Here is a 22,603-nt window from a genome sequence, read left to right as displayed (position 1 = left end):
CCGGATGTTCCCCGGTGCCCCCGGGCCGCCCGGCGCGTCAGCCCACCCGCTCGGCGAGGAAGGTCTCCCAGGTGAGCTTGCCGACGTCGTTGCCCCGGAGGGCGAGGTTCTCGCCGGCGCGGTAGGCCCGGCCGGCCTTTCCCGGCATCCGGATCGGCAGCAGCGGACGCCGCTTGCCGCGCGCCTCCAGGTAGTCGCGCAGCAGATCGCCCAGCGGGTAGACCGTCGGACCCGCGAGCGGAGCCACCAGGCCGGCGGGCTGTCCGAGGGCCAGCTCGGCCAGCCGGGCGGCCACCTCGCGCGAGTCCACGGGCTGGAACCGCAGGCCGCCCGGGACGGGGACGACCGGCATCTTCGCCATCTTCTCCGCCATCGTGAGGACGAGGTCGTGGAACTGGGCGGCCCGCAGCATCGTCCACGGAATCCCCGAGTCGGTGATCGCGCGCTCCGCGGCCAACTGCGTCCTGAACCAGCCCAGCGGCATCGTGTCGGCTCCGATGACCGAGATGTGCACGAGGTGCCGCACACCGGCGCGCTGAGCGGCCCGCACCAGGTTCCGCGCCACCGTGTCGTCACCTTTGTTGCCGCCCGCCAGGTGCACCACCGTCTCCACCCCGGCCAGCGCCGGCTCGACGCCCTCACCCTTGAGCAGGTCGACCGCGACGTACTCGACACCGTCACCGGACGTGCCCCCGCTGCGGTTCAGCACCCGTACCTCGCGGCCCGCCGCCCGCAGCAGCGGGACGACGTGGCGGCCCAGGGTGCCCGTGCCGCCGGTGACCAGGATCGGGGAGGTCTTCATGGCAACTCCTGAAGTGTTCGGTCCGGAAGCCGTACTCCCGGGACGCTCGGCTGCGTTGAGTGGATCTACTGTTCTGACACCCGGCGACGAAGGAATGTGACACGGTGGACGAACACGAATCGCTGACGGTGCGTTTCGAGGAACAGCGGCCCCACCTGCGGGCGGTGGCGTACCGCATACTCGGCTCCCTCGGCGAGGCCGACGACGCGCTTCAGGAGGCCTGGCTGCGGGCCGGCCGTGCCGACACCGGCAGCGTCGAGAATTTCGGCGGCTGGCTGACCAAGGTGGTGGCCCGGGTCTGCCTGAACATGCTCCGCGCGCGGGAACACCGCCGCGAGGACCCCCTCGACGGACAGTTCCCGCCCGACGGACAGGTGTCGCACCCGGTCGTCCATCCGGAGTCCGGGGACGATCCCGTGCGGGAGGCGGAGCTGGCCGACTCCGTTGGTCTCGCGATGCTGGTGGTGCTCGACACGCTGGCGCCCGCCGAGCGGCTCGCCTTCGTGCTGCACGACATGTTCTCCGTGCCGTTCGACGAGATCGCCCCGCTGATCGAGCGTTCCACGGCCGCGACGCGACAGCTCGCGAGCCGCGCGCGCCGCCGGGTCAAGGGCGGCAGCCCGCAGCCGGCCGCCGATCTCACCCGCCGGCGCGCGGCGGTCGACGCCTTCCTCGCCGCCACGCGCGGCGGGGACTTCGACGCGCTGGTCGCCCTGCTCCACCCCGATGTCGTGCTCCGGGCCGACAAGGCCGTCGTCCCCAGCCCGGAACCCGTCCTCGTCACCGGCGCCCGCGCCGTGGCCCGGGGAGCCATGGCCGCCATGGACCGCGCCGGGGCGACCGAGGTGGCCCTGGTCGACGGACGCGTGGGTCTCGTCATGGCACCGCTCGGCCGCCTCCGCCTGGTGCTCGCCTTCGTCGTCGCGGACGGCGGGATCACCGAGATCGAGGTGATCGCGGAGCCGGACCGCCTGCGCCGGCTGGAGCTCGCCGTCCTCGACGCCTGACCACCACCGGCCCGGCCCGCCGTCCCCGGCGGGCCGAGCCGGCCGTCCCCGGCGGCTCGGACCCATCGGTCCGGTCCGCCGTCTCCGTCGGCTCGGCCGCCGACCCCGGTGGCTCGGTCCGCTGCCCCCGTCGACTCGGTCCGGTGCCGTAGGTCCGGCTCGGTCCGGTGCCGTACGTCCGGCCCGGTGAGCGCCGGGAGATCCGGAAACCGGTCGACGGGAGCGGCCGGTACGGGACAGGATCCGCACTCGTGACGACGCCCCAGCAGCTCCTGGTCGAGGCCGCCGCCCGCAACAACGCCGAAGGGTGCGCGGCGATGAGCCGCTCGCACGGCCTGGCGGCCGCGATCCGCCACGGGTTCCGGCCGGCCGGCCCGCTGCGGGTCCGGCTGCGCGGATGACCCGGCTCCGGGCGCCCGCCGTGCCCGGCCGGCCCGCACACCGGGACCGCCCCGTCGTGCGCCGCGCGGCCCTGTTTGACCTTGACACGGTGACAAGGTCTTCACTGTCCGACGAGGAGGTGGTCTCGATGACGATCACCAAGCAGGACACGGACGTGCTGAGAGCACTCCAGGGGCTGGAGGACGGCCGTTCGTCCGTGCGGCTGCGGGCCGCGCTGGCAGCCGGCTCGGCGCCCGACCCGCGCTACGTCGGCAAACTCGTCGAACGATGCGCGGTCGAGCCCGACTTCTTCGTCCGCGACATGCTGACGTGGGCGCTCACCCGCCACCCGGCCTCCCTGACACTGCCCCCGCTGGTCCGCGAGGTCCGCTCGGAGAGCGCGCAGGCGCGGAGCCAGGCGCTGCACACGCTGTCCAAGATCGGGGACCGGCGGGCGTGGCCGGCGATCACGCGGACGCTGCTCTGCGACCCCGACGACGAGGTGGCGCGCAGCGCCTGGCGGACCGCGGTCGTCCTCGTGCCGTACGGGGAGGAGCCCGCGCTGGCCGCGCTGCTCGCGACGCAGCTGGGGCGCGGTGTCATGGAGACACGGCGGAGTCTCAGCCGGGCACTGGTCGCGCTGGGCGAAGCGGTCGGGCCCGCTCTGCGTACGGCGGCGACGGCGCCGGACCCGCACGTGCGCGCGCACGCGCTGGCCACCCAGCGGCTGCTGGCCGACCCGGACGCCGACTTCGGGTTCGCGGTCGAGGAGGCGAAGCGTGTCGTGGCTCTCGACGGGTTCGGTGAGAAGGGACCGTAGAACGTGTTGATCGGTGAGGTGGCGCGACGGTCCGGGGTCAGTGCCCGCATGCTCCGGCACTACGAGTCGCTCGGCCTGGTGCGGCCCTCCGGCCGGACGGGCTCGGGCTATCGGGAGTACTCCGGGGAGGACATCCGGCGGATCTTCCACATCGAGAGCCTGCGGTCGCTGGGGCTGTCGCTGCGCGAGATCGGGCGCGCTCTCGACGATCCCGGCTTCACGCCCGCGGCGCTCGTCGGCGACCTCGTCCGCCGGACCCACGAACGCATCGCCGCCGAGACCGAGTTGCTGACGCGGCTGCGCCGGATCGATGCGGCGGACCCCACGGGCTGGGAGGACGTCCTCCACGTCGTCGCGCTCCTCCAGGCGCTGGACTCGAAGAGCGCCAACGCGCGCCAGCGCGCGGCCCTTTCCTCGGTCCACCTGGTGCCGGTGCCGGTGGAGGCCCTGGTCGAGGCGGTCCTGGGCGAGGCGGAGCCGAACGTCGCCGGAACCCTTCGATGGGCGCTGGCGCGATCGGGCGACAAGGGCTCGGCCCTGCTGGCGGAGGGCCTCGGCTCACCGCTCGCCGCGGTGCGGGAACGTGCCGTCAGGGCGCTCTCCGGGATGCCCGGCGAGGAGGCCACCGCGCGGCTGTGGCAGGCCCTCGCGAGCCCCGACGCCGTGGTCCGCGGACATGCGGCGCTGGCACTCGGGACACGCGGAGCGGCCGACGCGGTCCCGACCCTGGTCGACATGATCGTGGAGGGAAGGAACGACACCGACGCGGCCGACGCGCTGAGCGTGCTGGCCCGCGACACCGCGACGGCGGACCGGATCGCGACCGGGCTCGTGGACCGTCTCGCCGACGGCGCCACGCAGGCGCCCGCCCGCGGACGGCTGACTCAGGCGCTGGCCGCCGTACCGGGGGCGAAGGCGGCCGAGGCCCTCAAGGCGCTGTCGCACGACGAGGACCGCGCCGTCGCGCTGACCGCGGTGTACCTGCTCCGGCTGCGCGACGAGGGGTGACGCGGGCGCCACCTCGACGGGCCGGAACTCCGTCGCGCCGGGAGACCCCGACGGGCGCCCGTGCCCGGCTACTTGCCGGCGTCCTCGGCGAGGGTGTGGGCGACGAGGGCGTTGGCGTGCCCGTGGCCCAGGCCGTGCTCGGACTTGAGCCAGCCGACGAGGTCCATGTGCCCGGTGAGCGGGGAGGTGCGGATGAGTTCCTTCCATTCGGCGATCGGGCGGCCGTACTTCTTCTCGATGGAGGGGAAGTAGCTGGCGGGACCCTTCACTGCGGCGGTCATGGTGTCCTCGTTTCCTGTTCGGGCGGTCTGCGCGCCGTCCATGTGGTGTCGTTCATACGACCGGCGGAGATCGGTAGAGTCATCGCCCGGAGCGATGTGCGCTGCGTCACATTAGCCCGGCCGCCCCGGCGGAACCCGAACGGATTGCATAAACGTGCAACGAAACGTATAGTCATGCCATCCAGGAGGAGGGTTTCATGGCGGTACGTGCGGCAGTGGCGGGAGCGAGCGGATACGCGGGCGGGGAACTGCTGCGTCTGCTCCTGGTCCACCCCGAGATCGAGATCGGCGCTCTGACCGGCAACTCCAACGCCGGCCAGCGCCTCGGCACGCTGCAGCCCCATCTGCTGCCCCTCGCCGACCGGGTGCTCGAGGAGACGACCCCCGACGTCCTCGACGGCCACGACGTCGTGTTCCTCGCGCTGCCCCACGGGCAGTCCGCCGCCGTCGCCGAGCGGCTCGGCCCCGACGTCCTCGTCGTGGACATGGGCGCCGACTTCCGGCTCCGGGACGCGGCCGACTGGGAGCGCTTCTACGGCTCCCCGCACGCCGGGACCTGGCCCTACGGCCTCCCCGAACTGCCGGGTGCCCGCGCCGCGCTGGAGGGGTCCAAGCGCGTCGCGGTGCCCGGCTGCTATCCGACGGCCGTCTCGCTGGCCCTGTTCCCCGCCTACGTGGCCGGGCTCGCCGAGACCGAGGCCGTGATCGTCGCCGCCTCGGGCACCTCCGGCGCGGGCAAGGCACCCAAGGCACACCTGCTGGGCAGCGAGGTCATGGGCTCGATGTCCCCGTACGGCGTCGGCGGCGGCCATCGGCACACCCCCGAGATGATCCAGAACCTGAGCGCAGCCGCCGGGGCGCCGGTGTCCGTCTCGTTCACGCCGACCCTCGCGCCCATGCCCCGCGGCATCCTCGCCACGTGCAGCGCGAAGGCCCTGCCCGGCGTCACCGCCGAGTCCGTACGGGCCGCCTACGAGAAGGCGTTCGCGGACGAGCCGTTCGTGCACCTGCTGCCCGAGGGGCAGTGGCCCGCCACGGCGTCCGTGCACGGTTCCAACGCCGTTCAGATCCAGGTCGCGTACGACGCCGCCGTGCACCGGATCATCGTGATCAGCGCCATCGACAACCTCACCAAGGGCACCGCGGGCGGTGCCGTACAGAGCATGAACCTCGCCCTCGGGTTTCCCGAGGACGCGGGTCTTTCCACGATCGGAGTCGCACCGTGAGCGTCACGGCAGCACAAGGGTTCACGGCGGCGGGCATCGCCGCCGGGATCAAGGAGAACGGCAACCCGGACCTGGCCCTCGTGGTCAACAACGGGCCCCGCCTGGCCGCCGCCGGCGTCTTCACCTCCAACCGCGTGAAGGCCGCCCCCGTACTGTGGACCGAGCAGGTCCTCAAGGGCGGTCTCGTCTCCGCGGTGGTCCTCAACTCCGGTGGCGCCAACGCCTGTACGGGCCCCCGGGGCTTCCAGGACACGCACGCCACCGCCGAGAAGGCCGCCGAGACCCTCGGCGTGAACGCGGGCGAGGTCGCCGTGGCCTCGACCGGCCTCATCGGCGTGCTGCTCCCGATGGACAAGCTCCTCCCCGGAGTCGAGCAGGCCGCCGCTCAGCTCTCCGCGCACGGCGGCGAGAAGGCCGCCATCGCCATCAAGACCACCGACACCGTCCACAAGACCTCGGTCCGCCAGGGCGACGGCTGGACCGTCGGCGGCATGGCCAAGGGCGCCGGCATGCTCGCCCCCGGCCTCGCCACCATGCTCGTCGTCCTGACGACGGACGCGGACGTGGACGGCGAGACCCTGGACAGGGCGCTGCGGGCGGCCACCCGGGTCACCTTCGACCGCGTCGACTCCGACGGCTGCATGTCCACCAACGACACCGTGCTGCTCCTGGCCTCCGGCGCCTCCCGCATCACCCCCGGCTACGAGGAGTTCGCTCAGGCCGTCCGGGCGGTCTGCGACGACCTGGGCCAGCAGCTCATCCGGGACGCCGAGGGCGCCAGCAAGGACATCAGGGTCGAGGTCGTGAACGCGGCGAGCGAGGACGACGCCGTCGAGGTGGGCCGTTCCATCGCCCGCAACAACCTCCTCAAGTGCGCCATCCACGGCGAGGACCCCAACTGGGGCCGCGTCCTGTCCGCCATCGGCACCACCACCGCCGCCTTCGAGCCGGACCGGCTGAACGTCGCCATCAACGGCGTCTGGGTCTGCAAGAACGGCGGCGTGGGCGAGGACCGCGAACTCGTGGACATGCGCTACCGCGAGGTCCACGTCGTCGCCGACCTCGCAGCGGGCGACGCGACCGCCACGATCTGGACCAACGACCTCACCGCCGACTACGTCCACGAGAACAGCGCGTACTCCTCATGAGCACCACTCGTAAGCACACGGCGCTCCCCAAGGCGCAGATCCTCATCGAGGCGCTGCCCTGGCTGACCCGGCACCACGGCAGAACCGTCGTCATCAAGTTCGGCGGCAACGCCATGGTCGACGAGGAGCTGAAGGCCGCCTTCGCGCAGGACGTGGTCTTCCTGCGGCACGCCGGCCTCAAGCCCGTCGTCGTGCACGGCGGCGGACCGCAGATCAGCGCCGCCCTCGACCGGCACGGCATCGTCAGCGAGTTCAAGGCGGGCCTGCGCGTCACCACCGAGGACGCCATGGACGTCGTACGGATGGTCCTGGCCGGGCAGGTGCAGCGCGAACTGGTCGGACTGCTCAACCAGCACGGGCCGTTCGCCGTCGGCATGACCGGCGAGGACGCCCACACCATCACCGCCACCAGGCACCAGCCGCTGATCGACGGCGAGTCCGTCGACATCGGCCGGGTCGGCGAGATCACCGAAATCGACACGGGCGCGATCGAGGCCCTGCTCGCCGACGGCCGGATCCCGGTCGTCTCATCGATCGCCCGCTCCGAGGACGACGGACATGTCTACAACGTCAATGCTGATACGGCGGCTGCGGCACTCGCTGCGGCTCTTGGTGCCGAGACCCTGATGGTCCTCACCGACGTCGAGGGCCTCTACGAGGACTGGCCGAACTCCGACGAGGTGATCAGCCGGCTCACCGCGAGCCAGCTGGAGAAGCTCCTCCCGGAGCTGGCCAGCGGCATGGTGCCGAAGATGGAAGGCTGTCTGCACGCCGTCCGCAACGGCGTCAACACGGCCCGCGTCATCGACGGCCGGGTCCAGCACTCGATCCTGCTGGAGATCTTCACCGACGAGGGGATCGGCACGATGGTCGTGCCGGACGACGAAGAGGGGGACGCCGCATGACCGCCAACCAGGACCTGACGCAGCGGTGGCAGGGCGCGCTCATGGACAACTACGGCACCCCGCGGCTGCCGCTCGTGCGCGGCGCGGGCACCCGGCTGTGGGACGCCGACGGCACGGAGTACCTCGACTTCGTCGGCGGTATCGCGGTCAACGCGCTCGGACACGCGCACCCGGCCGTCGTCGAGGCCGTGAGCACCCAGATCGCCGCCCTCGGCCACGTCTCCAACCTCTTCGTCGCCGAGCCGCCCGTCGCGCTCGCCGAGCGGCTGCTCCAGCACTTCGGGCGCGACGGCCGCGTCTACTTCTGCAACTCGGGGGCCGAGGCCAACGAGGGCGCCTTCAAGATCGGCCGGCTGACCGGACGTTCCCACATGGTCGCCACGCACGGCGGCTTCCACGGCCGGACCATGGGCGCGCTCGCCCTCACCGGCCAGCCCGGCAAGCGCGAGCCGTTCCTGCCGCTGCCCGGCGACGTCACGCACGTCCCGTACGGCGACGCGCAGGCCCTCGCCGAGGCCGTCACCGAGGACACCGCGCTGGTGATCATCGAGCCGATTCAGGGGGAGAACGGCGTCGTCGTGCCGCCCCCGGGCTATCTGAAGGCCGCCCGCGCCATCACCGCCGCCACCGGCAGCCTGCTGGTCCTGGACGAGGTGCAGACCGGGATCGGGCGTACCGGCTCCTGGTTCGCCTACCAGGCGCACGAGGGGGTCCTGCCCGATGTCGTCACCCTCGCGAAGGGACTGGGCGGCGGGCTCCCGCTCGGCGCGACCGTCGCCTTCGGCCGCGCCGCCGAACTGCTGAAGCCGGGCCACCACGGCACGACCTTCGGCGGCAACCCCGTCGTGTGCGCGGCGGGACTCGCCGTGCTCGACACGATCGGGTCCGAGGGACTGCTGGAGAACGTGAAGCGCGCGGGCGAGAAGCTGCGCGACGGAATCGAGGCACTCGGGCACCCCTTGATCGACCACGTCCGGGGTGCGGGCCTGCTGCTGGGTATCGTGCTCACCGAGCCGCTCGCCGCCCGGGTGCAGCAGGCGGCTCAGGACGCCGGCCTCCTGGTGAACGCGCCCGCCCCCGACGTCGTACGGCTGATGCCTCCGCTGAACCTCGGCGACGACGAGGTGGACGCGTTCCTCCGGGCGCTGCCCGGTGTCCTCGACGCTGTCGACGGGGACGGACGATCCGGAGAATGAGACGACGATGAGTCAGGCGCAGGAGCACGAGCACGCAGGGCCTGCCGTGCCGCATACCCGCACCGCACGCCACCGCCGGATCGTGGACATCCTCAACCGGCAACCGGTGCGCTCCCAGAGCCAGTTGGCGAAACTTCTCGCGGACGACGGGCTGACCGTCACCCAGGCGACGCTCTCCCGGGACCTGGACGAGCTGAACGCGGTGAAGATCCGCAACAACGACGGCGACCTCATCTACGCGGTACCGAGCGAGGGCGGTTTCCGCACCCCGCGCGCGCCGCTGGGCGAGTCGGCGAAGGAGGAGCGGATGCGGCGGCTCTCCGCCGAGCTGCTGATCTCCGCGGAGGCGTCCGCGAACCTCGTGGTCCTGCGGACGCCGCCGGGTGCCGCGCAGTTCCTCGCCTCGGCCATCGACCAGGCCGAGCTGCACGACATCCTCGGCACCATCGCGGGCGACGACACGCTGATGCTCATCAGCCGTGATCCCACAGGGGGCCAGGCGCTCGCCGACCACCTGCTGCGGCTGGCCCAGAACGACCACTGAGGTGTAGGAGGGTGGCGGGCCCGCGGTCACGGGAGCCGTCCACCTCCTCGGGCCGTCCGGGCCGGCGGGTAGCCTGCCTCAGCCCAGCAGCCGGGCGAGACCGTCGGTGCACCGGACCTCGTCGCCCGCCGTGATCAGCAGCGCCTCCACGCCGGGAAGCGACTCCAGCCACGCCGGCGCCTGCCGCGAGCCCATCGCGAAGGCCGCCGTCGCCCAGGCGTCCGCCCAGGTCAGCCGTGGCCCCACCACCGTCACGGCCAGCAGGTCGGTGACCGCGGGCCTCCCGGTGCGCGGATCCACGATGTGGGCGCCGCGCTCAGCCGTGCCCGAGGTGGCCACCGCCAGCTCGTCCGCACCGGCGGCGGAGACCACGGCCGCCAGCGAACCGGGGCGCAGGGGGTCGGACACGCCGACCCGCCACGGACGCGCCGGACCGGGGACGCCGCACAGCTGCACGTCGCCGCCGCCGTTCACGCTCACCCCGCTCGCCCCCGCCGCGGCGATGTGCCGTGCCGCGCGCTCGCCCGCCCAGCCCTTCACGATCCCCGTCGGGTCGAGCCGTCCCTCGTACGTCGTGCTGAACCAGCCCTCGCTCAGCCGCTCCGCCTCGGCGCCCAGCGCGAGCACCTCGGCGACCTGCGGATCGCACTCCCCGACGCTCAGCTCGCCGCGCGCCAGCCGCATGACCTGACTGTCCTGGCGGTACGTGCTGAACATCTCGTCCACCTCGTGGAGCTGGACGACCGCCTCGTCGAGCGCGGCCCGCACGGCAGCGGGCTCCCCGCCCCGCACGTCGAAGGAGAAGACCGTGCCCATGACCTCCTCCGCATGCCGCAGGACGGCCGCAGCCGCGGGCTCAGCCACCGGCCTCGTCCAGGGCGGCCTGGAGGGATTCCTTGTATCCGGCGCTGGTGTAGGTGGCTCCGGAGACGGTGTCGATGTCGGCGGTCCCGGCCGTGACGGCCTGCTGGTTGAGTTCGGGTACGGCGTTGTCGGTGATCTGGGTGCTGCGTCCGCCGCTGGGTGCCTGGACGGCCTCGGCCTTGGTGATCTTGCCGCCGGTGAGGGTGAGGCGTACCTGGACGGGCCCGTACTGGGTCTGCGAGACACTGCCGGTGACGGTACGGGCCTGCGACGACTGCTGCGAGCTGCCGCCCTGCGGCGACTCCTGCCCGGCCGCCGACCGCGGGGGCACGGTCCCGCCCGCCGACGCGGCCGCGGGGTCCGACGCGGGCTTCAGTGACAGCAGCAGGACGATCCCGGACACGGTGGCGGCCGTGGCGAGCACGACACGCCGGATGGGGTGGCTCTTCTTCATCGCTCCTGACTCCCGTCGCTCACATCTCGAACGACTCGTGATGGATGCGGCGGGCGGGAACCCCCGTGCCGCGCAGTGCTTCGTACACCTGCTGCGCGAAACCGGGCGGACCGCACAGGAAGACGTCGTGCTGGTCGATGTCCGGCAGTTTGCGCCGCAGGGTCTCCGCGGAGATGTCCGGGCGTTCCCCCTCGGGACTGTTCACCGCGTACATCAGCCGTGCGCCGCGCTCCTCGGCGATCATCGCCAGCTCGTCCCACAGCGCCAGGTCCTGGGTGCTGTTGGCCCGGTACAGCAGCGTCAGGTCGCCGGACGCGCCGGGCAGCGTCTCGAACAGCGCCCGCATCGGGGTGATTCCCACCCCGCCCGCGACGAGCAGCACCTTGCCGCGGCTGCGCCGGGCGGCCGTCAGCGCCCCGTACGGCCCCTCGGCCCACACCCGGGTACCGGGCTCCAGGTCGCGCAGCGCGGCGCTGTGGTCACCGATCGCCTTCACGGTGATCCGCAGCATGTCCGGGCGCGGGGCCGCCGACAGCGAGTACGGGTGGGAACTCAGCCGCATCCCGGGCGCGAGGAAGCGCCAGCGGAAGAACTGCCCCGCCTCGGCGCCCATGCGGTGCAGTCTGCGGCCGCGGATCAGCACGGACACGATCCCGGGCGTCTCCTCGATGACCGCCTCGACCCGCATCCGGTGCCGCAGGTTCAGCCGGACCGGCACGAAGACCCGGTACCAGAGGACCAGGGCGGTCACCGACCCGTACAGCCCGTACCAGACGGTCTTCGCGGTCGGCTCGACAGCGAAGTCGTTGCCGGTGGACAGCTGGTGCCAGAACGTCAGGAACACGGCGGCGTAGGTGAGCAGGTGCACGTGGTACCAGAGGTCGTACGGGATCCTGCGCCGTACCGGGCCGATGGAGATGAGCCCGATGAGCAGCAGCAGACCCGTCCCGATGGCCGCCTTGCCCATGTCCGGGAGCTGGTTGACGGAGTCGACGGTCTGCTGGACGACGCCGCTGAAGGTACGGCCCGCCTGCAGCGCGTACCCGTACATGATCAACACCAGGTGGGCGACGACCAGGCACAGCGTGTACCTGCCGCTCATCGCGTGCCAGCGCGCGACCCGGTCCGAACCCACCCGGCGCTCCAGCGCGGGCACCCGTGCCATCTGCAGCACGACGAGCGCCATCAGGTAGCCGGCGAGCAGCCCGGTGATGCGGCCGGCGTTGAGGATCTTGCTGTTGTCGTCCGCGATGGACGGGGTGTTGCTCCACCACAGCCAGATCACCCCGGCGGCGCCCGCCCAGACGGCGAGCAGCAGCGGGACGGCGGGGGAGCGTCGGGGGCGGATGCGGCGCATGGTCTGGCGCCGCGCGGCGCGACCGCCGGCGATCGTGGACACGGTTCCTCCGTGTTCCTGTGGGGAACGGGGCAAGGGGAGTGGCCCCCTGGCCCAGAGATACGTTCCGCGACGGCCGTGCGTTCAGAGGGGGGCCGACACCATGGACCGGCCCGGCTAGTACCGAGCGATCGCGGTCGCCCCGCCCGCCGTCCCGATCGCGATGTGCGGGGCCTGCCCGGGATCCGCCCACGTCAGGATCTGCCGCATCGCGGATGCGGAGACGGAGACGCAACCAGCCGTCGGTCCACGCCCGTTGACATGGAGGAAGATGCCCGCGCCCCGCCCCCGCACCGGCCGGTCGTAGTTGAACCCGATGACGAGGGCGTGCGCGTACTGGGCCCGGTAGGAGATCAGGTGCTCGGACTCCGGGGCGCGGCAGTCGGAAGGCCGCGGCTCGGTCCAGCGGTTGTAGGAGCGGGAGCCGTTGTCCTGGCACCACCAGGAGTCCCGGTGGATCCGGCGGTAGGGCGTCCTCGTGCCGTCGGGCGCCGCCTTGATCCCGAACGCGTACGGCAGGTCGTACAGACCGGTCGGGGTCGTGTTCGTGCCCTGCCGGCGGGAGGAGCCCTCGGTCAGCCCACGCGCGCCGAAACGGGCCGCCGCGGAACCGGCCCTCACCCAGCGCCCGTGGCGCCGCTCCCACCAGGTGACCGTGCCGGTCCTGGCGGACGGACGCGCAGCCTGGGCGGTGATCAGCTGGCTGCCGCCGCCGGTGTCCGCCATCCGCTCCGGAAGTGCGGGCGGACAGCCCGGAGCCAGGGCGAACAGGGACGCGGACGCGAGTGCGGCGGCAGCGAGGCGCATGGCTCAGACGGTAGTGGGGGGCAGGGGCAACGGCAGCCCCGGTAGGCCGTCCAGGCTCGTCGCCACGTGGTCCTTCTTGCGGAAGTACGCGTCCAGCGAGGCGTCGTCCTCCCGGGCGAAGCGCTTGCCGTGCAGATCGCGATCCTCGTCGTACGTCATGAAGGGCACCGCGTAGCCGCAGGTGTCGCGGATCAGCTCGGCCGACACGACGATGACGGCGCGCAGACCGTGCTGCGCCGGGTCGATGTCCGGGAAGTGCGTGAGCAGTTCCGCGAAGCGCGGGTCGTCCCGGAAGACGGGCTCCCCGTGGCCGTGCACCCGCACGATGTTCGGCGGCCCCTGGAAGGCGCACCACATGAGGGTGATGCGGCCGTTCTCGCGCAGATGCGCGATGGTCTCGGCGTTGCTCCCGGCGAAGTCCAGGTAGGCGACGGTCAGCTCGTCGAGTACCGCGAAGGAGCCGGTGAGCCCCTTGGGCGAGAGGTTGACCGTGCCGTCCCCGGACAGGGGTGCGGTCGCGGTGAAGAAGATCGGCTGCGCCTCGATGAACGTGCGCAGTCTGCCGTCCAGGCGCTCATAAGTCTTTCCCATGCCTAACGATTATCGGGCAGGCTTCTTTGCCTGTCCGACGAACCGGTCATCCGTCTCGGCCGGATGCGGAAGCCGTCGTGCCGGTCCGTGGCCGCCCCGGCCGGCGCGCGGGGCGGCCACGGTGCCCGTCACTTGTTGAGAGTGCAGGGCGCGAGGGCGTCCAGTCCCTGGGGCTTGGCGGCGGTGCGGCCGATGGCGGTGGCGATGCGGTTGATGGTGGCGATGCGCTTGTCCTCCAGCGGGCCGAGGATGGCGTTCTGGACGAAGTTGGGTCCGCCTTGGCCGACGGTGTCGGCGATGCGCTTGTCGGCCTCGCCGATCTGGGTGTCGAGGAGGGCGAGGTTGCGGTCGACCTCGGCCCGGGCGGAGGCGGGGATGGCGGGGAGACTCGGGGCGACGGCCGGGCAGTTCACCGTGCCAGCGGCCGTGGAACCGCTCGCGTCGTCCGCGTTCCCGCCCGTCTGCTCACCCGCGTCCGAGCCGTTCCCGCCCGCGTCCTGCCCCGCCTCCCCGGTGGCGGTCGCGCTCGGTGCCGCGGTCGCCGCCGCGCCGCCACCGGCCGTGCTCAGCACGCAGGGCGCGAGGGCGTCCAGTCCCTGGGGCTTGGCGGCGGTGCGGCCGATGGCGGTGGCGATGCGGTTGATGGTGGCGATGCGCTTGTCCTCCAGCGGGCCGAGGATGGCGTTCTGGACGAAGTTGGGTCCGCCCTGGCCGACGGTGTCGGCGATGCGCTTGTCGGCCTCGCCGATCTGGGTGTCGAGGAGGGCGAGGTTGCGGTCGACCTCGGCCCGGGCGGAGGCGGGGATGGCGGGGAGACTCGGCGCGACGGCCGGGCACTTCACCGTGCCGGGGGAGGCCAGGGTCCTGGCCGCCTCACCGCCGCTCCTGTCCGTCTCGCCGGCGAGGGCGGAGCCGGCGATCACGGCTCCGGACAGCACCACCGCGGCGGCGCCGCCGATGATCACGGTACGGCGCTTGCGGTACTTGGGGAGAGCCCTGGACATGCGGAAGCCTCATTCGGGTTCGGGGTGAAGGCCGCCCGGCGGTCGTCCGGGATGCCTGTTCCTTCTCTGCTGTCTTGTGATGCCAACGCGGCGCCTGCGTCTGCCGAGACATACGAGAAAGCGCATTCCATCGTTCAAGGGAGTCCGATCAATCCCCGCCCGGCCGCTCGATTGACGAATCATGCAGAGTTCTGCATACTCATGCATGGCGGGGATCCGCGACGGGGATCGCGGGGACGAGAAGAACCCGAGACCGGGTGCGGACCGGGCGCCCCCGGACACCTCCGCCCCCGGCCTGTCGTCGAAGATCACCGCCGGGTGGGACTTCGCCGACCGATAGCGTGAAGCCGCCCGGCCGCCCGCGCGGTCGAGGAGGCGGCGGCACATCCACAGTCTTGAGGAGCACAGCGAGTGAGCAGCAACAGCGGTGACGTACGGCTCTGGGGCGGCCGTTTCGCCGACGGTCCCGCCGAGGCCCTGGCGAAGCTGTCCGCGTCCGTCCACTTCGACTGGCGGCTCGCGCCGTACGACATCGCCGGCTCGCGTGCGCACGCCCGCGTGCTCCACAAGGCCGGTCTGCTGACGGCCGACGAGCTGGAGCGGATGCTGGACGGACTCACCCGGCTCGAACAGGACGTGGCGTCCGGCGCCTTCGTGGGCACCATCGCCGACGAGGACGTCCACACCGCCCTGGAACGCGGCCTGCTGGAGCGCCTCGGCCCCGACCTCGGCGGCAAACTGCGCGCGGGCCGGTCACGGAACGACCAGGTGGCGACCCTCTTCCGGATGTACCTGCGCGACCACGCGCGGATCATCGGCGGCCTGATCGCCGACCTCCAGGACGCGCTGATCGGCCTCGCGGAGGCCCACCCGGAGGTGGCGATGCCCGGCCGCACCCATCTCCAGCACGCCCAGCCCGTCCTGTTCGCCCACCATGTCCTCGCCCACGTCCAGGCCCTGTCCCGGGACGCCGAGCGGCTGCGTCAGTGGGACGAGCGGACGGCCGTGTCGCCGTACGGCTCGGGCGCGCTGGCGGGTTCCTCCCTCGGCCTGGACCCCGAGTCGGTCGCGAGGGACCTCGGCTTCGAGCACGGCAGCTCCGCCAACTCCATCGACGGCACCGCCTCCCGCGACTTCGCCGCCGAGTTCGCCTTCATCACGGCGATGATCGGGGTCAACCTCTCCCGCATCGCCGAGGAGATCATCATCTGGAACACGAAGGAGTTCTCCTTCGTCACCCTCCACGACGCCTTCTCCACCGGCTCCTCGATCATGCCGCAGAAGAAGAACCCGGACATCGCGGAGCTGGCGCGCGGCAAGTCGGGCCGCCTGATCGGCAATCTGACCGGGCTCATGGCCACGCTCAAGGCCCTGCCGCTGGCGTACAACCGCGACCTCCAGGAGGACAAGGAGCCGGTCTTCGACTCCTGCGACCAGCTGGAGGTGCTGCTGCCCGCCTTCACCGGCATGATGGCGACGCTGACCGTGCACCGGGAGCGCATGGAGGAGCTGGCCCCGGCCGGTTTCTCGCTCGCCACCGACATCGCCGAGTGGCTGGTCAGGCAGGGCGTGCCGTTCCGTGTCGCGCACGAGGTCGCCGGCGAGTGCGTGAAGGTCGCCGAAGCCGGGGGCGTCGAACTCGACGGGCTCACCGACGAGCAGTTCGCGAAGATCTCCCCGCACCTGACGCCGGAGGTGCGCAGCGTCCTGAACGTGCCGGGCGCGCTGGCCTCGCGCAATGGGCGCGGCGGTACGGCACCGAGCGCGGTCGCCGTGCAGCTCGCCGAGGTCAGGGCGGACGTGGCGGCGCAGCACGCGTGGGCCACCGCGAAGAACTAGGGCCTGTCGTTTGGCTCAGGCCGGTCCGTCAGGACGAACCGCCGGTCACAGCCGGCTGATCCAACGACAGGCACTGGCACCCCGCGTTCGGCGAGGGCGTCGCGGGTTACGTTGGCCGGAGCCGATCAAGGAGCCGACCCCATGGAGCCCGCGATGCCCTTCGCCCGACTCGCCTCGGCGACCACGCCCACCGCCCACCTCGGCCTGGGCCTCGCCGCCGTCGGCCGCCCCGGTTACATCAACCTCGGCCGGGACCGCGACCTCCCGGCGGAGCGCAGTGTCGACGCCCTGCGTGCGCGCACCCACGAGCTCCTCGACGCCGCGTACGCGCAGGGCGTGCGCTACTTCGACGCGGCCCGCTCCTACGGCCGCTCCGAGGAGTTCCTGGCCGGCTGGCTGCGCGCGCGGCCCGACGCAGACGACGTCGTCGTCGGCAGCAAGTGGGGCTACACCTACACGGCCGACTGGCGCACCGACGCCGACGCGCACGAGATCAAGGACCACAGCCTCGCCACGTACGAGAGGCAGCGCGCGGAGAGCGCCGAGCTGCTCGGCGACCGTCTCGACCTCTACCAGATCCACTCGGTGACCCCGGACAGCCCGGCCCTCACCGACAAGGAACTCCACGCACGGCTCGCCGACGCCGCGGCGCAGGGCGTCTCCGTCGGGTTCTCGACCAGCGGGCCCGCGCAGGCCGACGCCATCCGCACCGCGCTCACCGTGACGGTCGGCGGCGAGCCCCTCTTCCGCACCGTCCAGGCCACGTACAACGTGCTGGAGACGTCGGCAGGGCCCGCGCTCGCCGAGGCGCACGCGGCCGGACTCACCGTGATCGTCAAGGAAGGCATGGCCAACGGCCGGCTGGCCGCGCCGCACGCGCCGGGCGTGCTCCTGGACATCGCCCGGGAGACGGGCCTGACCGCCGACGCGGTCGCCCTCGCCCTGGTGCTGCACCGGCCCTGGGCCGGCGTCGTCCTGTCGGGCGCCGCCACCAGCGAGCAGCTCGCCTCCAACCTGCACGCGGCCGTCGTCGACCTCGACGAGGACCGGCTCGCCCGCCTGGACACCCTCGCCGAGGACCCCCGGGCCTACTGGGAGCGGCGCGGACAGCTGCCCTGGCACTGAGCCCCCGCTCACCGCCGGCCCCATGCGGTGAGCTTCACATGCCTCTGGTGAGACATGAATGTCTCACATGGTCTACTCTTGTCTCATGGCCGTCGACCGTGAGCACGTACTCCGCAGCGCCGCCGCCCTGCTGACCCGCAAGGCCACCGCCACCATGGACGAGGTCGCCAGGGCGGCCGGGATCAGCCGGGCCACGCTGCACCGCCAGTTCGCCGGGCGGGACGCGCTGGTCCGCGCCCTCGAAGACCTGGGCATCCGGGAGTGCGAGTCCGCGCTGGACGCGGCCCGCCTGGACGAGGGGCCCGCGAGCGACGCCGTACGCCGGCTGGTGAAGGAGATCGAGCCGGTGGCGGGGCTGCTGGCCTTCCTGGTCACCGAGAACCAGCTGTTCGAGGGCGACGCCCGGCACGAGGGCTGGGCCCGGCTCGACGCCAGGATCGCCGCGCTGTTCCGGCGCGGCCAGGACAGCGGCGAGTTCCGCATCGACCTGACCCCCGCCTGGCTCACCGAGGCCCTCTACGGGCTCGTCGGATCCGGTGCCTGGGCCGTGATGGACGGCCGGGTGGCCGCCAACGACTTCCAGTTCATGATCGTCGAGCTGCTGCTCGGCGGCGCACTACGGAGAGTGGAACCATGACCAGCACCGAACAGCAGGCCGTCGCGGCGGAGGTGGGACGGCGCCCCGGGCGCTGGCTCGCCCTCTCCGTCCTCGTCCTCGCTGTGCTGCTGGTGGCCGTCGACGCGACCGTCCTCGGCCTCGCCACGCCCTACATCAGCGAAGACCTGCAGCCCTCCGGCACCCAGCTGCTCTGGATCGGCGACGTCTACTCGTTCGTCATCGCCGGCCTGCTCGTCTCCATGGGCAGCCTCGGCGACCGCATCGGACGGAAGAAGCTGCTGCTCGTCGGCGCCACGGCGTTCGGCGCGATATCCGTGCTCAACGCCTACGCGACGACACCGGAGCTGCTGATCCTTGCGCGGGCACTGCTCGGTGTCGCGGGCGCCACCCTGATGCCCGCCACCCTCGCCCTGATCCGCAACCTCTTCCACGACCCGCGCGAACGCAGCCTCGCCGTCGGCATCTGGGGCGCCACCGCCTCCGCGGGCACGGCGGTCGGGCCGGTGGTCGGCGGTTTCCTGCTGGAGCACTTCTGGTGGGGTTCGGTCTTCCTCATCAACCTGCCCGTGATGATCGTGCTCGTCCTCGTCGGCAGCAGGCTGCTGCCCGAGTCGCGCAACCCGGCCCCGGGCCCCTGGGACCTCGCCAGCGTCGTCCTGTCGCTGGTCGGCATGATCGGCATCGTGTACGCGGTCAAGGAAGCGGCCACGCACGGGTTCACCTGGCAGCCGGCGGTGGTGGGCCTGCTCGGCGCCGCCGCCCTGTTCCGGTTCGTGCGCCGCCAACTCACGCTGCCCGCGCCGCTGCTGGACATGCGGCTCTTCCGGCACCGGGGATTCTCCGGAGCCGTCCTCGCCGACCTGCTGACGATCCTCGGCCTGTCCGGGCTGGTCTTCTTCCTCTCCCAGTACCTGCAACTCGTCCAGGGCAGGGCACCGTTCGAGGCAGGCCTCGCCGAAGTCCCGGCCGCCGTCGGCGCGGTGGCGGCGGGTCTGGTCGCCGGCACGTTCGCCCGCCGGTTCTCGGTGCGCGCCGTGGTCTCCGGCGGCCTCGCCGCGGTGGGGCTGGCACTCGCGGCCCTCACCCTGCTGACCGAGTCCACCGGCTATCCGCTGATCGGCGCCGCACTCCTGGTCGTCGGCATCGGCGCGGGCTTCTCGTTCACCGTCACCGCCGACGTGATCCTCTCCTCCGTGCCGAAGGAACAGGCGGGCGCCGCGTCCGCCGTCTCCGAGACGGCGTACGAGCTCGGCGCCGCCCTCGGTATCGCCGTGCTCGGCTCGATCGTGACGGGTGTCTACCGGGACTTCACCGGTCCCGCGGGCACCCCGGCCGAGGCGCGCGAATCCCTCGGCGGCGCCGCCGAGGCGGCGGCGGAACTGCCGGCCGACACCGCCGGGACGATGATGTCGGCGGCCCGCGGTGCCTTCGTGGAGGGGCTGACCCTCGCGGCGGGTGTGGGCGCCGCCGTGCTGCTCGCCGCGGCGGCGGCGGCCTGGTTCCTGCTGCGCGGCCAGCGGTTGGAGAGCACGCCGTAGGGCCGCGGCGCACCTCCCGGGACGCCTGTGCAGGGGCATCTCCGGGACGCATATGAAAGGGGGCCGCACCCGCCGTCCGGCGGGTGCGGCCCCCTTTCATGAGCCGAGCGGCTACGCGGCCTTCGCCTTCGTGGCGTACATGTCGACGTACTCCTGGCCCGAGAGGCGCATGACCTCGGTCATCACCGAGTCGGTCACGGCCCGCAGCACATAGCGGTCGCGGTCCATGCCCTCGTACCGGGAGAACTCCATCGCCTCGCCGAAGCGGACCGTGACACGGCCGGGGCGCGGGATGCCGGCGCCGCCGGGCTGCAGCTTGTCGGTGCCGATCATCGCGAACGGGACGACGGGAGCGCCGGTCATCAGGGTCAGCCGGGCGATGCCGGTGCGGCCGCGGTAGAGACGGCCGTCGGGGGAGCGGGTGCCCTCGGGGTAGATGCCGAAGACCTTCCCCTCCTCCAGGATGCGACGGCCGGTCATCAGCGCCGCGACGCCGCCGTTGGCGCCGTCCCGGTCGACCGGGATCATGCCGACGCCGGTGAAGAACCAGGCCATCAGCCGGCCCTTGAAGCCCTTGCCGGTGACGTACTCGTCCTTGCCGATGAACAGCACCTGCCGGTCGCAGACCAGCGGAAGGATCATCGAGTCGATGAACGTGAGGTGGTTGCCGGCCAGGATGACGGGACCGTCGCCGGGGATGTGCTCCACGCCCTCCACCCGTGGGCGGAACATCAGGCGCATGATCGGTCCGAGCACTGCCTTGATGAGCACGAAGCGGGACAACGGGCCCTCCTGTGTCAAGGGATCGGTATGAAGTATGTGCAGGTGAGGACGATACTCGTGGCCGCCCGGTGATTGCACATCGGGTTCACCGAACGGATACGCGGTGTTGACGCATGTTTACCTGCGGGTGGCGCCCCGGGAAGGGCCGCCGGGCGGGAAAACATGTGACGGACGTCGCGCGAGTCGCCGCCCCCCGGGCGACCCGGGAGGCGCGGGACTCCCCGTGGTGACACCCGCCGCCGCCGGCCCCACCCGCAACCCCGGGACTCGGCCGCCCCACGCGACCAGCACCGCCGGGGCAGCCACCGACCGGGTACCCGTGCCCGCGGCCCCCAACCCGGCGAACCGTCAACTCACGCACCCCGCAGGACATCCGGAGTCACCCACGTGTTCCGTCCGGGGTCTCCCTCCCGTCACCCGCGGGCACCTACGATCGTCCCGCTTCGAACAGGTGCGGCACGGTACGGCGGAGGAGTGCTCATGGGGACGCAGGAATCGGACGAGCAGGAGCGGGGCACGGCGCGACGGGCACTGCTCGGCGCGGCGGTGCTCGGAGCGGGCGGGGCGGTCCTCGGGCTGCCCGGCACGGCGAGAGCCGGCGAGCGGCACGGAGGCGGCTACCGGAACCTGCCAAGGCCGACCGTCATCGGACACCGGGGGGCCAGCGGCTACCGGCCGGAACACACCTTCGGCTCGTACGAGCTGGCCCTCGACCTGGGGGCGGACGTCGTCGAGGCCGGCGACCTGGTGCCCACCAGGGACGGACACCTCGTGTGCCGCCACGAGCCGGAGATCGGCGGCACCACCGACGTCTCGGCGCACCCCGAGTTCGCCGACCGCAGGACCACCAAGAGCCTCGACGGGGTCACCACCACCGGCTGGTTCACCGAGGACTTCACCCTCGCCGAGCTGAAGACGCTCCGCGCGGTCGAACGCATCCCCAGCACCCGGCAGCGCAACACCCTCTACAACGGCCGCTGGGACATCCCCACCTTCGAAGAGGTGCTCCGCTGGCAGGACGAGCAGACCCGCAAGCGCGGCAAGCAGGTCTGGATCTACCCCGAGCTCAAGCACCCCACCTACTTCCGCAAACTGGGCCTCGGCACCGAGGAACGGCTCGCCAGGCTGCTGCGCAAGCACGGCAAGGACAGGAAGAACTCGCCGGTCATCATCCAGTCCTTCGAGCCGACCAGCATCCAGCGGATGAACAAGCTCGTCGGCAACCCGCTCGCCGTGCTCCTGTCCGGCGCCGGCAGCCGCCCCTGGGACTTCGTCGACACGGGCGACCCGCGCACGGTCGCCGACCTGGTCAAGCCCGAGGGCCTGAAGGAGATCGCGTCGTACGCACAGGGCATCGGGCCCACGCTCGACCTGATCATCCCGAAGGACGCGAGCGGCAACCTCACCACGCCGACCACACTGGTCCGCGACGCGCACGCGGCGGGCCTGATCCTGCACCCGTACACGATGCGCAACGAGAACACCTTCCTGCCCGCGAACTTCCGCAAGGGCACCGACCCGAACGCCTACGGCGACGCCTTCGGCGCCTTCCGGACGTACTTCGAGACCGGCATCGACGGCGTCTTCTCCGACAACCCGGACACCGCACTCCTCGCCCGCGAGGACTTCGTCAACGGATGAGCGTCCCACCCCGGATGGGGTGACACCCGGCCGCCCCGGCAACCTCGCGCCGGGGCGGCCGCGTCGTGCCGCACATGACACACGAGATGGTTGCCACCCTGCGCCCGCTGCTCGCCGCGGAGGCCTCGGCCGAGGCGCACGCGACCGGAGCGGAGCCGGGCGACCTCGAACAGGCGGTCTGGGTGCGGCTCCTGGAGCGCCTCGGCACGGACGGGGCGCCCGCCGACCCGCAGCGGTGGCTGCGCCGCGCCGTGCGCGCCGAGACCCGCCGCAGCCGCCGTACGGCCCGCTTCGAAAGGCCGTACGGAGCCGAACCCGCGGACGACCGGCGGCCCGGCCCGGAACAGCACACCCTCAGCGCGGCCCGGCACCGCGCCCTCCACGACGCCGTCCGGCGGCTGCCCGGCCGCTGCCCCCGCCTCATGGCGGCGCTGCTCTCCCCACGGGACCTGACCTACCGGGAGATCGCAGGCGAGTTGGGTATCTCACAGGGGAGCCTGGGACCGGAACGTTCCAGATGCCTGGGATGTCTGCGTCGATTGCTCTCCCCGGAGGTTGCGGCCCACGAAGCACGGGGATAGGAGTGGGGGACAACCGGTAAACAGGTGAGCGGGAGGCATGCAC

24 protein-coding genes are annotated in these 22,603 nt (G+C 72.3%); 15 read left to right on the top strand and 9 right to left on the bottom strand.

The window, feature by feature from the left end:
* Positions 1 to 37: 37 nt before the first annotated feature.
* Positions 38 to 802: an NAD(P)H-binding protein gene (locus ACFYP4_RS27385; RefSeq protein WP_358854668.1), complete on the bottom strand. Its 765-nt coding sequence runs from the start codon at positions 800 to 802 to the stop codon at positions 38 to 40.
* A gap of 104 nt (positions 803 to 906) precedes the next feature.
* Here ACFYP4_RS27385 and ACFYP4_RS27380 point away from each other — a divergent pair, with 104 nt between their 5' ends.
* The 4 genes from ACFYP4_RS27380 to ACFYP4_RS27365 all read left to right on the top strand — a co-directional run bounded on the left by ACFYP4_RS27380 (position 907) and on the right by ACFYP4_RS27365 (position 4,018).
* Entirely contained in the window at positions 907 to 1,809 is a 903-nt protein-coding gene (locus ACFYP4_RS27380) for a sigma-70 family RNA polymerase sigma factor (RefSeq protein WP_388788882.1), read from the top strand.
* A 251-nt stretch (positions 1,810 to 2,060) separates the two neighbouring features.
* On the top strand, positions 2,061 to 2,210 hold the full coding sequence (locus tag ACFYP4_RS27375; RefSeq protein WP_388788879.1) for a hypothetical protein: 150 nt from the start codon (positions 2,061 to 2,063) through the stop codon (positions 2,208 to 2,210).
* A gap of 128 nt (positions 2,211 to 2,338) precedes the next feature.
* On the top strand, positions 2,339 to 3,010 hold the full coding sequence (locus tag ACFYP4_RS27370) for a HEAT repeat domain-containing protein (RefSeq protein ID WP_358854688.1): 672 nt from the start codon (positions 2,339 to 2,341) through the stop codon (positions 3,008 to 3,010).
* Positions 3,011 to 3,013: 3 nt separating this feature from the next.
* The gene (locus ACFYP4_RS27365) at positions 3,014 to 4,018 is read left to right on the top strand and encodes a MerR family transcriptional regulator (protein WP_358854665.1); all 1,005 of its coding nucleotides are present in this window, start codon (positions 3,014 to 3,016) and stop codon (positions 4,016 to 4,018) included.
* A gap of 68 nt (positions 4,019 to 4,086) precedes the next feature.
* Here ACFYP4_RS27365 and ACFYP4_RS27360 read toward each other — a convergent pair whose 3' ends face one another.
* Positions 4,087 to 4,299 carry a DUF4287 domain-containing protein gene (locus ACFYP4_RS27360; RefSeq protein WP_358854664.1) on the bottom strand — a complete coding sequence of 71 codons (213 nt, stop codon included), beginning with the start codon at positions 4,297 to 4,299 and terminating at the stop codon, positions 4,087 to 4,089.
* A 197-nt stretch (positions 4,300 to 4,496) separates the two neighbouring features.
* Here ACFYP4_RS27360 and argC point away from each other — a divergent pair, with 197 nt between their 5' ends.
* Genes argC through ACFYP4_RS27335 form a run of 5 tightly spaced genes read left to right on the top strand, consistent with a single transcriptional unit; the run spans position 4,497 to position 9,318 of the window.
* Positions 4,497 to 5,525: an N-acetyl-gamma-glutamyl-phosphate reductase gene (gene argC, locus ACFYP4_RS27355; protein ID WP_388788876.1), complete on the top strand. Its 1,029-nt coding sequence runs from the start codon at positions 4,497 to 4,499 to the stop codon at positions 5,523 to 5,525.
* Positions 5,522 to 6,673: a bifunctional glutamate N-acetyltransferase/amino-acid acetyltransferase ArgJ gene (gene argJ, locus ACFYP4_RS27350; RefSeq protein ID WP_358854662.1), complete on the top strand. Its 1,152-nt coding sequence runs from the start codon at positions 5,522 to 5,524 to the stop codon at positions 6,671 to 6,673. The genes argC and argJ overlap by 4 nt, the downstream gene beginning before the upstream one ends.
* Positions 6,670 to 7,578, top strand: coding sequence for an acetylglutamate kinase (argB, locus tag ACFYP4_RS27345; RefSeq protein ID WP_358854661.1), 909 nt, complete (start codon positions 6,670 to 6,672; stop codon positions 7,576 to 7,578). The genes argJ and argB overlap by 4 nt, the downstream gene beginning before the upstream one ends.
* The gene (locus ACFYP4_RS27340; RefSeq protein ID WP_358854660.1) at positions 7,575 to 8,774 is read left to right on the top strand and encodes an acetylornithine transaminase; all 1,200 of its coding nucleotides are present in this window, start codon (positions 7,575 to 7,577) and stop codon (positions 8,772 to 8,774) included. Before argB ends, ACFYP4_RS27340 begins: the two co-directional genes overlap by 4 nt.
* A gap of 7 nt (positions 8,775 to 8,781) precedes the next feature.
* Entirely contained in the window at positions 8,782 to 9,318 is a 537-nt protein-coding gene (locus ACFYP4_RS27335; RefSeq protein ID WP_358854659.1) for an arginine repressor, read from the top strand.
* A 78-nt stretch (positions 9,319 to 9,396) separates the two neighbouring features.
* On the opposite strand, the gene ACFYP4_RS27330 is transcribed toward ACFYP4_RS27335, so the two are convergent.
* The 6 genes from ACFYP4_RS27330 to ACFYP4_RS27305 form a co-directional block, all read right to left on the bottom strand.
* On the bottom strand, positions 9,397 to 10,134 hold the full coding sequence (locus ACFYP4_RS27330) for an FAD:protein FMN transferase (protein WP_358854687.1): 738 nt from the start codon (positions 10,132 to 10,134) through the stop codon (positions 9,397 to 9,399).
* Between the two features lie 40 nt (positions 10,135 to 10,174).
* A complete protein-coding gene (locus ACFYP4_RS27325) occupies positions 10,175 to 10,636 on the bottom strand; it encodes an FMN-binding protein (RefSeq protein WP_388788873.1) in 462 nt (153 codons plus the stop codon).
* Positions 10,637 to 10,655: 19 nt separating this feature from the next.
* Positions 10,656 to 11,993, bottom strand: coding sequence for a ferric reductase-like transmembrane domain-containing protein (locus ACFYP4_RS27320; RefSeq protein WP_388789194.1), 1,338 nt, complete (start codon positions 11,991 to 11,993; stop codon positions 10,656 to 10,658).
* A gap of 156 nt (positions 11,994 to 12,149) precedes the next feature.
* Entirely contained in the window at positions 12,150 to 12,839 is a 690-nt protein-coding gene (locus ACFYP4_RS27315) for a L,D-transpeptidase (RefSeq protein ID WP_388788870.1), read from the bottom strand.
* A 3-nt stretch (positions 12,840 to 12,842) separates the two neighbouring features.
* Entirely contained in the window at positions 12,843 to 13,430 is a 588-nt protein-coding gene (locus ACFYP4_RS27310; protein WP_358854656.1) for a pyridoxamine 5'-phosphate oxidase family protein, read from the bottom strand.
* A gap of 128 nt (positions 13,431 to 13,558) precedes the next feature.
* On the bottom strand, positions 13,559 to 14,434 hold the full coding sequence (locus ACFYP4_RS27305) for a hypothetical protein (protein ID WP_388788868.1): 876 nt from the start codon (positions 14,432 to 14,434) through the stop codon (positions 13,559 to 13,561).
* Between the two features lie 411 nt (positions 14,435 to 14,845).
* On the opposite strand from ACFYP4_RS27305, the gene argH reads away from it, so the two are divergent.
* The 4 genes from argH (at position 14,846) to ACFYP4_RS27285 (ending at position 19,555) form a co-directional block, all read left to right on the top strand.
* Positions 14,846 to 16,273 (top strand): argininosuccinate lyase, encoded by a 1,428-nt coding sequence (gene argH, locus ACFYP4_RS27300; protein WP_388788865.1) that lies wholly within the window; start codon positions 14,846 to 14,848, stop codon positions 16,271 to 16,273.
* 153 nt (positions 16,274 to 16,426) lie between these two features.
* Positions 16,427 to 17,398: an aldo/keto reductase gene (locus ACFYP4_RS27295; RefSeq protein ID WP_358854685.1), complete on the top strand. Its 972-nt coding sequence runs from the start codon at positions 16,427 to 16,429 to the stop codon at positions 17,396 to 17,398.
* Positions 17,399 to 17,483: 85 nt separating this feature from the next.
* Positions 17,484 to 18,035: a helix-turn-helix domain-containing protein gene (locus tag ACFYP4_RS27290; RefSeq protein ID WP_358854652.1), complete on the top strand. Its 552-nt coding sequence runs from the start codon at positions 17,484 to 17,486 to the stop codon at positions 18,033 to 18,035.
* A complete protein-coding gene (locus ACFYP4_RS27285) occupies positions 18,032 to 19,555 on the top strand; it encodes an MFS transporter (RefSeq protein WP_358854651.1) in 1,524 nt (507 codons plus the stop codon). Before ACFYP4_RS27290 ends, ACFYP4_RS27285 begins: the two co-directional genes overlap by 4 nt.
* Positions 19,556 to 19,666: 111 nt before the next feature.
* Here ACFYP4_RS27285 and ACFYP4_RS27280 read toward each other — a convergent pair whose 3' ends face one another.
* Entirely contained in the window at positions 19,667 to 20,338 is a 672-nt protein-coding gene (locus tag ACFYP4_RS27280; RefSeq protein ID WP_358856030.1) for a lysophospholipid acyltransferase family protein, read from the bottom strand.
* A gap of 480 nt (positions 20,339 to 20,818) precedes the next feature.
* On the opposite strand from ACFYP4_RS27280, the gene ACFYP4_RS27275 reads away from it, so the two are divergent.
* Positions 20,819 to 21,979 (top strand): glycerophosphodiester phosphodiesterase, encoded by a 1,161-nt coding sequence (locus tag ACFYP4_RS27275; RefSeq protein ID WP_388788860.1) that lies wholly within the window; start codon positions 20,819 to 20,821, stop codon positions 21,977 to 21,979.
* 74 nt (positions 21,980 to 22,053) lie between these two features.
* Complete coding sequence (locus tag ACFYP4_RS27270) at positions 22,054 to 22,560, top strand: sigma-70 family RNA polymerase sigma factor (RefSeq protein WP_388788858.1); 507 nt, start codon at positions 22,054 to 22,056, stop codon at positions 22,558 to 22,560.
* The last annotated feature ends 43 nt before the right edge of the window (positions 22,561 to 22,603 follow it).

Source organism: Streptomyces sp. NPDC005551 (assembly GCF_042871785.1).
Lineage (GTDB): Bacteria > Actinomycetota > Actinomycetes > Streptomycetales > Streptomycetaceae > Streptomyces.
This window is presented reverse-complemented; position numbering and strand designations above follow the sequence as displayed.

What these genes read in the sequence shown, in the direction of transcription:
- ACFYP4_RS27385 (WP_358854668.1), bottom strand. Translation starts at nt 802, where the DNA reads ATGAAGACCTCCCCGATCCTGGTCACCGGCGGCACGGGCACCCTGGGC.
- ACFYP4_RS27370 (WP_358854688.1), top strand. Translation starts at nt 2,339, where the DNA reads ATGACGATCACCAAGCAGGACACGGACGTGCTGAGAGCACTCCAGGGG.
- ACFYP4_RS27360 (WP_358854664.1), bottom strand. Translation starts at nt 4,299, where the DNA reads ATGACCGCCGCAGTGAAGGGTCCCGCCAGCTACTTCCCCTCCATCGAG.
- argC (WP_388788876.1), top strand. Translation starts at nt 4,497, where the DNA reads ATGGCGGTACGTGCGGCAGTGGCGGGAGCGAGCGGATACGCGGGCGGG.
- argB (WP_358854661.1), top strand. Translation starts at nt 6,670, where the DNA reads ATGAGCACCACTCGTAAGCACACGGCGCTCCCCAAGGCGCAGATCCTC.
- ACFYP4_RS27340 (WP_358854660.1), top strand. Translation starts at nt 7,575, where the DNA reads ATGACCGCCAACCAGGACCTGACGCAGCGGTGGCAGGGCGCGCTCATG.
- ACFYP4_RS27335 (WP_358854659.1), top strand. Translation starts at nt 8,782, where the DNA reads ATGAGTCAGGCGCAGGAGCACGAGCACGCAGGGCCTGCCGTGCCGCAT.
- ACFYP4_RS27330 (WP_358854687.1), bottom strand. Translation starts at nt 10,134, where the DNA reads ATGGGCACGGTCTTCTCCTTCGACGTGCGGGGCGGGGAGCCCGCTGCC.
- ACFYP4_RS27325 (WP_388788873.1), bottom strand. Translation starts at nt 10,636, where the DNA reads ATGAAGAAGAGCCACCCCATCCGGCGTGTCGTGCTCGCCACGGCCGCC.
- ACFYP4_RS27320 (WP_388789194.1), bottom strand. Translation starts at nt 11,993, where the DNA reads ATGCGCCGCATCCGCCCCCGACGCTCCCCCGCCGTCCCGCTGCTGCTC.
- ACFYP4_RS27315 (WP_388788870.1), bottom strand. Translation starts at nt 12,839, where the DNA reads ATGCGCCTCGCTGCCGCCGCACTCGCGTCCGCGTCCCTGTTCGCCCTG.
- ACFYP4_RS27310 (WP_358854656.1), bottom strand. Translation starts at nt 13,430, where the DNA reads ATGGGAAAGACTTATGAGCGCCTGGACGGCAGACTGCGCACGTTCATC.
- ACFYP4_RS27305 (WP_388788868.1), bottom strand. Translation starts at nt 14,434, where the DNA reads ATGTCCAGGGCTCTCCCCAAGTACCGCAAGCGCCGTACCGTGATCATC.
- ACFYP4_RS27295 (WP_358854685.1), top strand. Translation starts at nt 16,427, where the DNA reads ATGCCCTTCGCCCGACTCGCCTCGGCGACCACGCCCACCGCCCACCTC.
- ACFYP4_RS27290 (WP_358854652.1), top strand. Translation starts at nt 17,484, where the DNA reads ATGGCCGTCGACCGTGAGCACGTACTCCGCAGCGCCGCCGCCCTGCTG.
- ACFYP4_RS27285 (WP_358854651.1), top strand. Translation starts at nt 18,032, where the DNA reads ATGACCAGCACCGAACAGCAGGCCGTCGCGGCGGAGGTGGGACGGCGC.
- ACFYP4_RS27275 (WP_388788860.1), top strand. Translation starts at nt 20,819, where the DNA reads ATGGGGACGCAGGAATCGGACGAGCAGGAGCGGGGCACGGCGCGACGG.
- ACFYP4_RS27270 (WP_388788858.1), top strand. Translation starts at nt 22,054, where the DNA reads ATGACACACGAGATGGTTGCCACCCTGCGCCCGCTGCTCGCCGCGGAG.